This window comes from Enterococcus sp. DIV1307a, assembly GCF_050537425.1.
Taxonomy (GTDB): Bacteria; Bacillota; Bacilli; order Lactobacillales; family Enterococcaceae; genus Enterococcus; species Enterococcus faecalis.
In genome coordinates this window covers 2214968-2228519 of sequence record NZ_CP172914.1, presented here as the reverse complement: position 1 = coordinate 2228519, position 13552 = coordinate 2214968, and the positions used below count along the sequence as shown (strand labels likewise).

Below are 13552 nucleotides of genomic sequence, written 5' to 3'. Positions count from 1 at the left end.
ATGGAAAAAGTAATTAATATGATTCAAACGATTGATGAATGGGCACGTAAAGAACCCCAACGTCCTGTTTATTTAACCGAAGAAAAAGTCTCTACGTATGGAGAGTTAAAAGAAAAGTCAGACAATCTAGCCGCTTATTTAGCTGAGCTGAAAACGGACAAGTCAGCGATTGTCGTATACGGAGAATTAGATTTTGAAATGATTGTGAGTTTTTTAGGCGCATCGAAAGCTGGTTTTAGCTATATCCCCATTGATGCACATACACCAAAAGAACGTATTGAACTAATTCTAAACGTAGCCAAACCAACCGCAGTGATTGCTGTGCATGAATGGCCTGAGTTAGCCACCGAAGTGCCAGTAATTACGGCGGAAGAATTAACAGAAATGATGATGCATGCACCTCGGCATGCGCCTGCGTTAATACCTGTCACAGGAGCAAGTAATTACTATATCATTTTCACTTCAGGGACAACTGGCGTACCAAAGGGTGTGCAAATCAGCCATGATAATTTAGTTAGCTTTACGAATTGGTTGTTGCAAGATTTTGGTTTAGAAGAAGGGGCCCGCTTTTTAGCACAGGCACCTTATTCGTTTGATTTATCAGTGATGTCTATTTATCCCGCATTGGCGTTAGGCGGCTCATTAACTCCGTTACCCAATGAAATCATTAACGATTTTAAACAATTATTTACGCGTTTGCCACAATTAACAATCGACGTCTGGGTTTCAACACCGTCCTTTATTGAATTGTGTCTAATGGAACCAAGCTTCGATGGTGAACATCTACCAGCACTGTGCACGTTTTTATTCTGTGGAGAAGAATTACCAAAACAAACGGCTGAGAAATTAGCCGCTCGTTTCCCAACTGCGCATATTTATAATACGTATGGGCCGACAGAAGCGACTGTAGCGATTAGTGCCATTGAAATCACTCAAGAAGTTTTAAAAAGTGTCCAACGTTTACCAATTGGGTATGTGAAAGAGGATACGCAAATTTATATTATGGAAGGCATGTCAAAATTACCTGCAGGTGAAATTGGTGAAATCGTCATTGCTGGACCAAGTGTTTCCAAAGGCTATCTAAATAATCCTGCGAAAACAGCTGAAGCTTTTTTCCAATTAGATGGCGTACCAGCTTATCGCACAGGCGATGCTGGAAAGTTAGTCGATAACCTATTGCAGTATGAGGGACGCTTAGATTTTCAAATTAAATTGCATGGCTACCGCATTGAGTTAGAAGAAGTAGATCATCACTTAACGAATGTTTCCTACGTGAAACAAGCAGTCGTTGTGCCGAAATATCAAGGAAATAAAGTCCAACAATTAATTGCCTATGTCGTTCCGAAAGCACATGAATTTTCAAGTGATTTTCAATTAACTAAGGCAATTAAACAAGAATTAGCCACGTTGACAATGGACTATATGATTCCGCAAAAATTTGTATATGTTGAACAATTACCTTTGACAAGTAATGGTAAAATTGATCGGAAAGGGTTGATGAATGAGGTGAATGCCACATGATGAATTTTCCTCATATGATTCCCTATAATGCGCCGTATTACTTTGTTCTGCTAATTGCGGCCTTGTTGCCGATGATTTTAACTTTAGCCATTAAAGGGACACGTTGGCCTTGGTACCAAACACTCGTGACACTGGTCTTTCTATATATCAGTTTTGGTGGCGAATTTTGGCAACAAGGAGTCGCTCTGATTGTATATGTTATTTATCAAACATTACTAACGTGGGGCTATGCGGCTTATCGAAAAAATAAAAATGCAGGTTGGGTCTTTTATCTGGCTGTCTTTTTAGCTATATTACCGCTTGTTTGGGTGAAAGTTTCTCCCTTCATGACAGGCAAAACAACCTTACTTGGCTTTTTAGGGATTTCTTATTTAACCTTTAAAGCGGTCCAAGTGGTCATGGATTTACGGGATGGCGTAATGAAAGAATATCATCCGTTTCGTTACATTCAGTTTCTCTTGTTTTTCCCGACTATTTCTTCAGGACCCATCGATCGTTATCGGCGCTTTGAAAAAGATTTGAAAAACCCGCCGAGTGCGGAGAAATATTTAGACTTTTTAGAAAAAGGAATTTTCTATTTATTTTTAGGATTTTTATATAAGTTTATTATCAGTCATTATCTTGGTGGTGTCTTTTTACCACATGTGGAAAAAATGGCCTTGGCACAAGGCGGTTTATCCTGGTGGACAGTTGGCTATATGTATAATTACAGTTTGTATCTATTCTTTGATTTCGCAGGCTATAGTTTACTGGCCGTTGGCACAAGTTATTTAATGGGCTATGATACACCAATGAACTTTAACAAACCGTTCCTAAGTTGGAATATTAAAGAATTCTGGAATCGTTGGCACATGACCTTATCTTTTTGGTTCCGTGATTACATTTACATGCGCTTAATGTTTTTCTTAATGAAAAAGAAAGTCTTTAAAAGTCGGATCGTGACTTCTAATATTGGTTACTTTGCGTTGTTCTTAATCATGGGCATTTGGCATGGATTAACGTGGTTCTACATCGCTTATGGGCTCTACCATGCAACACTAATTTGTGTGACAGATGCTTGGCTACGTTTTAAGAAAAAACATAAAGACAAGATACCATCAAACAAATTTACACATGCATTTGCAGTCTTTTTAACTTTCCAAGCGGTTTGTGTCAGCTTCCTGATTTTCTCAGGATTTTTAGACAAACTATGGTTTAAATAAATAAAAATAAAAATAAAAATAAAAATATAAAGGGGCAATTTATAATGAACATTCAAGAAACAGTATTAAACATTTTAGAAGATATTACAGGAACAGACGAAGTTGTGAACAATCAAGACATTCAATTATTTGAAGAAGGATTATTGGACTCTTTAGCGACGGTTCAATTATTAGTAGAAATTGAAGGACAATTAGGAATCCAAGTTCCTGTATCAGACTTTGACCGTGAAGTATGGGGAACACCAAAACAAATCATTCAACAAGTGGAAGCTTTACAATAATGTCTAGAAAAAAACGACTAATCAGAATCTTAGGTCCAGTGCTTTGTTCAGCGGTCTTGGTTGCAGTGTTCTTTTTTGCACCGTTCAGAATCAATTTAACTTCCGAAAAAACGTTGAAGGAAGCATCAACGTCAATGGCACCGAACGTTTTAAAAGGCAATGTGATTAAAAACAAAGCAGTGGCTTCTGGTAAATATGTTCCTTTTTTTGGCTCTTCTGAATTAAGTCGATTTAGTGCTTTCCACCCTAGTGTGCTCTCTGAAAAGTATCAACGGAACTACCGACCGTTTTTACTAGGAGAAGCGGGCACACAGTCATTAACCCAAGCGATGGTCATTCATTCGATGGGCGATGCGATTGCCAATAAGAAAGCGGTCTTTATTTTATCTCCGCAATGGTTTGTCAAAAAGGGTGTACCTAATGATAGTTTTGGTGCACACTATTCACAATTACAAACCTATCAATGGTTAGCTAATTTAACCGAATTAACCAGCGGTGACCAATATCTAGCACAACGTTTGACCAAATTTCCAGTTGTTCAAAAAGACAAAGTCTTAATGGAAACCTTGGCAAATCTGCAGGCAGGGCAACTTCCCCAACGCTCTCAACGAGATTATTTTATAATGAATCTCCGTTTCTTGAATCGTGAAGATGAATTGTTTAGCCAAATTGGCATGGTTAGCAGAGAACCAATTGTTGAAAAAGATATGAAACAATTACCTGCTACTTATAATTTTAATGAATTAGATCAGCTAGCTGGAAAAATTGCGGCAAAAGCCATTAATAATAATAAATTTGAAATTAGTAACGGTTTTTATCGCCAACGGATTAAACCAGTTTTACCGAAATTAGCTCATTCACAAAAGAAATGGGATTATCGTTTTTCTCCAGAATATGGTGATTTCCAAGCTGCGTTAGAACAGTTAGCAGAAAAAAATGTCGATGTTTTATTTGTGATCCCACCTGTTAACAAACGTTGGTCGGACTATACGGGCTTGTCACAAGATATGTTGCAACAAGTAGCACGCAAGCTGAAATATCAACTTCAAGAGCAAGGGTTTACTAACATTGCTGACTTCTCAACATGTAGTAATGAACGCTACTTTATGGCGGACACGATTCATTTAGGTTGGCGTGGTTGGCTCGCTGTTGATCGTCAAGTAGATGAATTTATGAAACAACCTGCGTCTAAAAAGTTAGCGTATCAAATTGATGATCGTTTTTATCAGACAGATTGGCAACAACAAAATCCATTGGTCTTACCTCAATTTTAAGAAGGCAAGATGGATCAAGTACCAATTATCTGAAGCGGACTAGAAACGCTTCGTAACAATGAAAATAGCCTGTACCTGCCGTTGAATAACGAGCGTGCAGGCTGTTTTTTCGTTTATTTTTAGTGGAGAACGTTGCTCAATTTATTTTTTTGTAAGTATTTTTTTAGTTCGTGTTATAATGGATAAAATTGGTTTTTGAGGGGAGTTATTTTTATGGATGCAAAAGAAGAAAAAATGTTAATTGATTTAACAAGTGCTAAAGGGATTGCTGGGAATGAAGACGAAGTACGTTCGTTATTTAAAAAGTATGCAGCACCGTATGCGGATAAATTTTTATATGATGGCCTTGGCAGTATTATTGCAAAAAATGTTGGTGATAAAGAAGGACCAAAAGTCTACATTTCTGGGCATATGGATGAAGTCGGTTTCATGGTTACCCAAATCACAGAAAAAGGCTTTTTAAAATTTCAAACCGTTGGCGGTTGGTGGGGGCAAGTGATGTTGGCCCAACAAGTTCAGATTAAAACCACGACTGGTAAGGTTTACCATGGTGTCATTGGGTCTAAACCACCACATGTGTTAACAGCGGAAGTTCGTAACAAACCCTATGAGATTGCAGATATGTTTATTGATATTGGTGCAAGTAGCGATCAACAAGTTGCAGAATGGGGGATTCATCCAGGAGATATGGTGACACCATATATTGACTATCGTCGCATGAATGATACAAAATTTTTATTGGCAAAAGCGTGGGATAACCGAATTGGTACGGCCGTTTCATTAAAAGTTTTAGAAAATTTAGCGACAGAAGGGCACCCCAATATTTTATTTGCAGGCAGTGATGTGCAAGAAGAAGTGGGGCTACGCGGTGCGCAAACAAGTACGCATCTTGTGAATCCAGACATAGCGTTTGCTTTAGACACAGGAACAGCTGGTGACACACCAGGAATGACACCTAAAGAAGCCGACTCTGTTTTAGGTGAAGGGCCACAAATTTTGATTTATGATGCATCAATGATTCCGCATAAAAAATTACGTGATTTTGTTATTCAAGTGGCGGAAGAAAATAACATTCCCTTCCAATATACAGTGATTACAGGGGGAGGTACGGATGCTGGCCGCATGCATTTAACGCGCAACGGGATTCCATCATTAGCCATCACGGTGCCTGTTAGATATCTGCATTCACATACCTCAGTTATTCATGAAGATGATTATTTCAACACAGTCAAATTAGTCACAGAAGTGGTGAAACGTCTAGATAAAGAAACAGTCGCTAAATTGACTAGTTATTAGTTTCAGAAAGGATGGAATGAATGAAAAGTTTAGTAACAAATTCGCAACATCGTGCCAATGCTCGCAGAGCTCTTGATGGGCAATGGGGGATCATGGCTTGGTTAACTTTCTTAGGAGTGGTTTTACAGAGCTTCTTAACATCGATTGTGCAAAATTTATTTTCTGGTGAAAATCAAGTTTTTCAAAGTAGTTTTGCCGCAGTATTACTGCAAATTTTTGTTTTATTCGCGTTAAGTTATGCGCTATATTACGCAGCCTTGAAGGTGTTGCGTGGTGAAAAGGTGCGGGTCAATATTTTAATGAGTGTTTTTCAAGGAAAATATTATGGTCCGCTATTTGTGGTCAACCTACTTCAAAAAGTACTTGAACGTGTAATTGGTTTGTTATTTTTGTTACCAATTTTATTTGGGGCAGGGACAACCTTGTATTTCAAATTGATGTTTAATACAGTTACACCAGAGGAAATCCAAGCCTTTTTCTTAAATGATTTTTCCTTTTTCCTAGCGTTTGGCGTCGCCTCTATCTTAATCTTTTTAATTGGTTTATTTGTGAGTGGCGTTTTTCAATTTGCTGTGTGGCTACGTTTTGATAATCCAGAACTGCCAATTATGATGGCATTGAAACAGGCGTTATATTTAATGAAAAATCGTTTTTGGCAATATTTATGTTTACAATTTTCTTTTATTGGTTGGTATATTGTGGGCTTTTTAGCTATTGGTATCGGTCTATTATGGGTGATTCCTTATAACTATGTAGCGTTAGCTAGTTTTTATCAAACTGCCTTAGAAGAAAAAGGTTTAGCCGAAGAATAAAAAAGAAGCTTGAATCCTTCGTTATCTCGACAAAGGGTTCAGGTTTTTTCTTTGGTCTTTTTGTGAAAATTTAAGCGTTTTAACCTCGTTTTTCCGTTATTTTATGGTAACATGGAAGTATCGTATTGAAGGAGGTTGTCCACACATGAAATTGACTGTCTTAGGCTGTTTAGGTGCTTATCCATACAAAGGAGAAGGAACGAGTTCCTATTTGTTAGAATCTGAAGGCTTTCATTTGCTTATTGATGCAGGCAGTACGACATTAGTGCGTTTAGAAAACTATCTAGATCCATTGAAATTAGATGCTGTCATTCTGTCGCATTACCATCATGACCATATCGCAGATTTAGGTGTTTTACAATATTATCGTCAGCTTTATCCAACGCTGGAACCGACGCCTATTTTGCCAATATATGGCCATACACAAGATCAAATGCATTTCAAAGAACTAACGCTTCCTAACGTTTCCGAAGGGAAAGAGTATTTTGAAGCAGAAGAGTTGGCAGTAGGACCATTTTTAATTACTTTCATGGAAACGATTCATCCTGTCACTTGTTACGCGATGCGGATTGTTGAAAAAGCGACTGGCAAAGTCTTTGTCTTTACAGGAGACTCTGGTTACTTAGCAAGTTTTGAAGACTTTGCAAAAGACGCCGATTTATTCTTAGCGGATACGTACTTATTTGAAGGTAATGAACGACATCATGCACATTTTACGTCAAGAGAAGCGGGTGAAATTGCCAAAGCAGCACAAGTCAAACAATTGATGTTGACCCATTTACCACAACATGGGTCATTGGAACAACTACGGGAAGAAGCGCAAAACTATGCTGGAACGGAAATTCCAGTGACATTAGCCCAACCAGATTTAACAGTTGAGATTTAAAAAAGTAACTATACCAAGGGAGAGAACCGATTGTGATTTTTGTACCGAATGAAAATAATGACCCACGAGTGAACTTAGCAATTGAAACATATTTGTTAACAGAAATGCCTTTAGATGAGCCCATTCTTTTATTTTACATTAACGAGCCGTCAATCATTATTGGCCGTAACCAAAATACAATTGAAGAAATTAACAAAGAATATGTAGATGAGCACGGCATTCATGTTGTTCGTCGCTTAAGTGGCGGCGGCGCCGTTTATCATGATCATGGTAATTTGAATTTTAGTTTTATTATGCCAGATGACGGCAACTCTTTCCGTGATTTCGCAAAAGTTACCCAACCAATTATCCAAGCATTGCACGACTTAGGCGTTGAAGGTGCCGAATTAAAAGGGCGCAATGACCTAGTGATTAATGATATGAAGTTTTCAGGAAATGCGATGTACGCTACCAACGGCCGCATGTTTGCGCATGGAACCTTAATGTTTGATAGTGATATTGATGAAGTTGTAAATACATTGAAAGTACGGAAAGATAAAATCGAATCTAAAGGTATCAAGTCTGTTCGTTCACGGGTAACAAACATTAAACCATTTTTATCTGAAGATAAACAAGATATGACAACGGAAGAATTCCGCCAAGAAATTCTTTTGAAAATTTTCGGCGTAGATTCGATCGACCAAGTTAAAACGTATGAATTAACTGATCAAGACTGGGCGGCTATTAACAAAATTTCAGAGCAATACTATCGCAATTGGGATTGGAATTATGGTAAATCACCTGCATTTAACTTAGAACGTCGCCATCGTTTTCCAATTGGTTCAATTGAAATGAAAATGAATGTGGCGGATGGTGCCATTCAAGAAATTAAAATCTTTGGGGACTTCTTTGGTCTTGGTGAAATTAAAGATGTTGAAGATATTTTAACCGGCGTGAAATATGATAAAGCTTCTTTAGAAGAAGCCATTGATCAAATTGACGTTAAAAAATACTTTGGCAATATCGAAAAAGAAGATTTGCTTGGGTTAATTTATTAAAAAAAAGACAGCCGTTTCAAACGGTTGTCTTTTTTCTAGCTAAAAATAATTTTTAGCTTTTAGAAAGGTAGTGCTATGTGCAAAATCGTCGAAACGATTTTTATCAGGGAACTATCAAATAGCTCGCCTGCATATGTACTTGAACCAAGTCAAGTCCGGGAATTTGGTTATGTGCTTCACTATAAATCACTATCTGTAAAGAGTATACAAGATTTCCTTTCTTTTGTGATATCAAATTTTTACAGACAAAGTAGTAAAATTTGACGTTTCTTATTTTGGCAAGGTTATAGGCTTGTTTTGGGGCTTGAAATAGCAAGAATTAATAGTGATTTAAGGGAAAATATTAACATATGTAGAAGTATTTTTATAAGAAATAACGAGAAAAAATCAATAAGTATGTTCTTGAGGGCTACTTTTTGACGTTTTCTAATTAAAACTTAATAAAAAATAGCAGAAACAAAGAAAAAATGTGCTTACAAGAAGTAATCCGCATTTAGCTAGGAAGTTAAGAATGTGCATGTTATTTTCAAACAAATAATAAGAATCCTATTTCAATCCTTTACAGAGGAACAAGGACTTCGTATAATAAAGGGACGAAAAGGAGCGAAAGTGATGAGAAACGAAATGATGCATCGACCAGTCGTTAAACCAGAATTGGTTGAGTATATGCGTACAAAACAAAAGAAACTTCCCGGAGAATTAGGTGCAGTGGAGGCGGAAGCCAATGAAGCAGGGGTGCCGATTATTCCGCACGAAACAGTAGTTTTTCTACAATTTTTGCTAGGACAACTAAAGCCCAAAAATATTTTAGAAATCGGGGCAGCAATTGGTTTTTCTTCAAGCTTGATGGCCCAATTTGTTGGTGAAGATGGTCACGTGACCACGATTGATCGTTTTGACGTAATGATAAAAAAAGCGAAGAAAACCTACCAACGCCTAGACTTAGAAGAAAAGGTCACTCTTTTAGAAGGACAAGCAGCTGAGATTCTACCAACGTTGGAAGGACCTTATGACTTTATTTTTATGGATAGTGCCAAATCAAAATACATTGAATTTTTACCTGAATGTTTACGGTTGCTACCAGTTGGCGGCGTTTTAATGGTGGATGATGTATTTCAAGCTGGGACAATTTTAGACCCTGCTGAGGAAGTACCGAAAAAAAATCGAGCGATTCATCGTAAATTAAACCAATTTTTAGATGTAGTCATGACGCACCCTGATTTAACTTCTACTTTAGTTCCTCTTGGTGATGGAGTTATTTTAATTACCAAAGAGAAAGAAACGATTATTTTAGATAGTTAAAGAATGTCTTCACAAAAAGAAAGCGAATCATTAAAAAGCAAGTTCTTTTAATGATTCGCTTTCTTTTTTATGTTATTTAAAAAGTTATCTCGCTATTTCTAATTGAGAATGATAATCATAAAATTCTCAATAGGACAGTATTATGTGTTAATAAAACCTCTTTTGTTTATAATTATTCTATTGACGGAATAATTATAAACTGTTATCCTTAAAGAGTAAAAAAACAGAGGAGGAACGACAATGAATTTAATTAATCAAAAACTTTTTGACTTTGAATGTGATGCCTATCACGATGGTGAATTTACACGAGTATCAACAGAAGATATTTTAGGAAAATGGAGTATTTTCTTCTTTTATCCAGCTGATTTTTCTTTCGTGTGTCCTACGGAATTAGGGGATATGCAAGAGCATTATGCGCATTTACAGGAATTAAATTGTGAGGTTTACTCTGTTTCAGAAGATAGTCATTATGTGCATAAAGCATGGGCTGACGCTACAGAAACGATTGGAAAAATTAAATATCCAATGTTAGCCGATCCCAACGGTCAACTTGCTCGTTTCTTTGGCGTTTTAGATGAAGCTTCTGGAATGGCTTACCGTGCTTCATTTATTGTGAGTCCAGAAGGTGAGATCAAATCTTATGAAATCAACGACATGGGTATTGGTCGTAATGCTGAAGAACTTGTTCGTAAATTAGAAGCTTCTCAATTTGTAGCAGAACATGGTGATAAAGTTTGTCCAGCCAATTGGCAACCAGGAGAAGAAACAATTGCGCCAAGCTTAGATTTAGTTGGTAAAATTTAAATTCACTTTGTAAATAGAGGTCAAAGAGTTGGATAAAACAGAGAAAATGTTTTGTTCAGCTCTTTTTCTGAAACACAGAAGAAAGAGGAGAAGCAAGTGACAGAAGAAATCTACGATTTGATTATTATTGGTGGCGGATCAGCTGCTTTATCTGCAGGTATCTATGCAGGTCGCGCAATGATGGATACCTTAATTATTGAAAAAGACAAAATTGGCGGACAAGTAACGACGACTTCTGAAATTGTGAACTATCCAGCGATTCGTCACACAACAGGTCCAGAACTAATGGAAGAAATGCGCATTCAAGCACAAGACTTCGGTGTAGCTTTTACAAAAGACGAGATTATTGATGTTGATTTTAGTCAAACGATAAAAACTGTTCAATCAGCGAGTCAAACCTATCAAGCATATGCAGTATTGATTGCGACAGGGGCCTCTGCTCGTAAAATTGGTTTCCCTGGTGAAAGTGAATTTACAGGACGCGGCGTGGCCTATTGTTCTACTTGTGATGGGGAGTTTTTCCAAGGCCTAGATATTTTTGTGATTGGTGGCGGTTATGCAGCAGCGGAAGAGGCCGTTTATTTGACACGTTACGGTAAATCAGTAACGATGATTATCCGAGAACCCGATTTTACATGTGCAAAATTAACTGCGGAGGCGGCTAAAAATCACCCGAAAATTAAGATTGTTTATAACACAGAAGTGAAAGAAATTACGGGAGATGATTTTGTCCGGAAAGCTGTGTTTGTCAATAACCAGACGGGAGAAGAAACGGTTTATGAAGCGCCAAAAGACAGTACATTTGGTCTGTTTGTTTTTGCTGGAAATAAACCAAGTACAGAAATTTTTGAAGGAAAAATTGCCTTAGACCGTGGGTATGTGCCAACAACTGAAAATATGGAAACCAATATTCCCGGAGTTTATGCAGCAGGAGATTTACGAATAAAAGAATTACGTCAAATTGTGACGGCGGTTGCAGACGGTGCAATTGCCGCCACTCATGCGCAACGTTACGTGACAGAACAAAAAACACAGGCGGGCCAACCGATTGTAACGAAGCGAATGACTGAACGATTAGCTAATCAATCTGCCCCTGAAACAAACAGTCAGCAACCAAAAGAAAAACAGCCAGCGAAAGTTACTGGTAAGCATCAGTGGTTCCCAGAAAGTATGCGCCAACAATTAAGCGGTATTTTCGCTAAACTAACCAAAAAAGTGACATTGCTTCAGTTTTTGGATGCAAGTGATGAAAAATCATTGGAACTTCAGTCATTCTTAACAGAATTTGCAAGTCTGGATCAGAAGATTACTTTAGAAACGATTTTGAAAGATACTGATCCAGCCAAAGAATTGCTGTATGGGATTGAAAAAATGCCTAGCGTTGTGCTCTTAGATGCGGCAGGAAACTATACAGGAATTAAATTTAGTGGTATTCCTAGTGGCCATGAAGTAAACTCGTTGGTTTTGGCGGTTTATAATGTCGGCAGCGAGGGGCAGCCGTTAGAAGCAAGTCTGCAAAAGAACATACTTGCATTGCCAAAAAGAAAAATAGAAATCTTTGTTTCACTAACATGTCATTTCTGTCCCGATGTCGTGGCGGCTTGCCAACATATTGCATCAATTAATCCTCATGTGGAAGCAGAAATGGTGGACATTAGTCTATTTCCAGAGTTGAAAAAAGAAAAGAAAATTATGAGCGTTCCAGCAATGCTGATTGATGGAGAACAAATGATTTTTGGTTCAAAAACAATGACCGAAATTATTGAAGCCTTGGCTTAAAAGAGGCGGAAAAAGTAATTAGCCTAAAGAACCTAAGTCATTCAAAAAAGTGAGAAATACGTCGAGATGACGTATTTCTCACTTTTTTCGCATAGTTAGTCAAGTATCTCTTTTGATTAGGCGATTGAGTTTCCTAAAAAGAATTAAAAAGACACAACAGCAAATGAACAATAGGCTTCCTGTTAGTGGTAAAAAGATACCTTGCATGTAGCTATCGATATGCATTAAACCAGGTACCTCGCTGAAAAAATCATGGATAAACTGTTGAATGGGCTTATTGGCTAGAAAAGCAGCTAAAGGCAAAATAAAAATCAAATAATAGATGGGTTGTAAGGCATAGCTAATTAAAATTTGTAATTTTGTCGTACCTAAAAGAGCTAAGATCAGTAAGTCGTTTTTTTGCTCTAAAAAAGTTAGGAAGAAAGCTCGGCAAATATAACTAATCAGGAAGAAAAAGAGGGTTCCAGCGCTGATTCCAGCCAAACCTCTGAAAATTTTCAATGGAGGAATCACTGCATAATTATCAAGAAGAATCATTTGTGAAAGCCATCGAGAAAACAACAAAGTCAATAATAGAGCAGAAAAAGTCAGAAAACTAATAATAAAGATAAGAATCAACGTACTAAATTGGTTTTTTGAGCGCCACGCATTTTTGAGAGAGTCTGTGAATAAGTAAAGAATCGAATACATCATCGCGTCCTTTCTGAAAAATTTTTGTTTTAGGGGAAAAGTTATGTAAAAGAAAAGACGTTATCTCCTGCCAACTAGCCACTGAAAGAGATAACGCCTTCGCTGGAAACAAGAACTGGATTATTTCACCAATACTAATTTTTTTAAAGGTTCAACCCCAAATCGTTGTTCTTGCTGTAAAAGAATTTCGGCACAAGCACGGCTATCTTCTAAAGCATCATGATGATTATTTAAAGTGATATTGAGGTTTTCACAAACGGTATTTAATTTATGATTAGGAAATTCAGGAAACAGTTTGCGACTCGTTTTGACTGTACATAAAGAAAGGTAATTAGGTTGTTCTAAGCCATAGTAATCTAAACAGCCAGCCAAAACACTACAATCAAAACTTGCATTGTGAGCGACCATTAACCGATTTGGTTGAAAACAATGCTGAATTTGTTGCCATACTTCAGGGAATTTGGGCGCATTGACAACATCTGATTCATGAATGCCGTGAATTTGCGTATTTCGCCAGAAAAAAGGTGTTTCTGGTTTGATTAACGTGTAAAATTCATCCACAATCCGACTATTTTCTACTTTAACAATTGCAATGGAACAGGCACTATGTTTATCATAACTAGCTGTTTCAAAGTCAAAAGCGTAAAAGTTCATTAAAAAAACTCCTT

Annotated in this window: 13 protein-coding genes; 11 read left to right on the top strand and 2 right to left on the bottom strand. The window is 37.3% G+C overall.

Annotated elements, in window-relative coordinates:
• The 11 genes from dltA to IGL90_RS10705 all read left to right on the top strand — a co-directional run bounded on the left by dltA (position 1) and on the right by IGL90_RS10705 (position 12194).
• Positions 1–1521: a D-alanine--poly(phosphoribitol) ligase subunit DltA gene (gene dltA / locus IGL90_RS10755; protein WP_048737868.1), complete on the top strand. Its 1521-nt coding sequence runs from the start codon at positions 1–3 to the stop codon at positions 1519–1521.
• A complete protein-coding gene (gene dltB / locus IGL90_RS10750) occupies positions 1518–2723 on the top strand; it encodes a D-alanyl-lipoteichoic acid biosynthesis protein DltB (RefSeq protein WP_002382500.1) in 1206 nt (401 codons plus the stop codon). The genes dltA and dltB overlap by 4 nt, the downstream gene beginning before the upstream one ends.
• Before the next feature lie 44 nt (positions 2724–2767).
• Entirely contained in the window at positions 2768–3004 is a 237-nt protein-coding gene (gene dltC / locus IGL90_RS10745; RefSeq protein ID WP_002356389.1) for a D-alanine--poly(phosphoribitol) ligase subunit DltC, read from the top strand.
• Positions 3004–4278 carry a D-alanyl-lipoteichoic acid biosynthesis protein DltD gene (gene dltD, locus IGL90_RS10740; RefSeq protein ID WP_002356390.1) on the top strand — a complete coding sequence of 425 codons (1275 nt, stop codon included), beginning with the start codon at positions 3004–3006 and terminating at the stop codon, positions 4276–4278. The genes dltC and dltD overlap by 1 nt, the downstream gene beginning before the upstream one ends.
• A gap of 213 nt (positions 4279–4491) precedes the next feature.
• On the top strand, positions 4492–5574 hold the full coding sequence (locus tag IGL90_RS10735; protein ID WP_002367214.1) for a M42 family metallopeptidase: 1083 nt from the start codon (positions 4492–4494) through the stop codon (positions 5572–5574).
• 20 nt (positions 5575–5594) lie between these two features.
• A complete protein-coding gene (locus IGL90_RS10730) occupies positions 5595–6386 on the top strand; it encodes a DUF975 family protein (RefSeq protein ID WP_002356392.1) in 792 nt (263 codons plus the stop codon).
• 145 nt (positions 6387–6531) lie between these two features.
• Entirely contained in the window at positions 6532–7272 is a 741-nt protein-coding gene (locus IGL90_RS10725) for an MBL fold metallo-hydrolase (protein WP_002356393.1), read from the top strand.
• A gap of 32 nt (positions 7273–7304) precedes the next feature.
• The gene (locus IGL90_RS10720; RefSeq protein ID WP_002388433.1) at positions 7305–8309 is read left to right on the top strand and encodes a lipoate--protein ligase; all 1005 of its coding nucleotides are present in this window, start codon (positions 7305–7307) and stop codon (positions 8307–8309) included.
• A gap of 612 nt (positions 8310–8921) precedes the next feature.
• Positions 8922–9611 carry an O-methyltransferase gene (locus tag IGL90_RS10715; RefSeq protein ID WP_082153371.1) on the top strand — a complete coding sequence of 230 codons (690 nt, stop codon included), beginning with the start codon at positions 8922–8924 and terminating at the stop codon, positions 9609–9611.
• A gap of 240 nt (positions 9612–9851) precedes the next feature.
• Positions 9852–10415 carry an alkyl hydroperoxide reductase subunit C gene (ahpC, locus tag IGL90_RS10710; RefSeq protein WP_002356396.1) on the top strand — a complete coding sequence of 188 codons (564 nt, stop codon included), beginning with the start codon at positions 9852–9854 and terminating at the stop codon, positions 10413–10415.
• Between the two features lie 96 nt (positions 10416–10511).
• Positions 10512–12194 carry an FAD-dependent oxidoreductase gene (locus IGL90_RS10705; RefSeq protein ID WP_048737872.1) on the top strand — a complete coding sequence of 561 codons (1683 nt, stop codon included), beginning with the start codon at positions 10512–10514 and terminating at the stop codon, positions 12192–12194.
• Positions 12195–12293: 99 nt separating this feature from the next.
• On the opposite strand, the gene IGL90_RS10700 is transcribed toward IGL90_RS10705, so the two are convergent.
• Positions 12294–12884: a hypothetical protein gene (locus IGL90_RS10700; RefSeq protein WP_048738010.1), complete on the bottom strand. Its 591-nt coding sequence runs from the start codon at positions 12882–12884 to the stop codon at positions 12294–12296.
• Positions 12885–13004: 120 nt separating this feature from the next.
• Positions 13005–13538, bottom strand: coding sequence for a 3'-5' exonuclease (locus IGL90_RS10695; protein WP_010823130.1), 534 nt, complete (start codon positions 13536–13538; stop codon positions 13005–13007).
• Between the last annotated feature and the right edge of the window lie 14 nt (positions 13539–13552).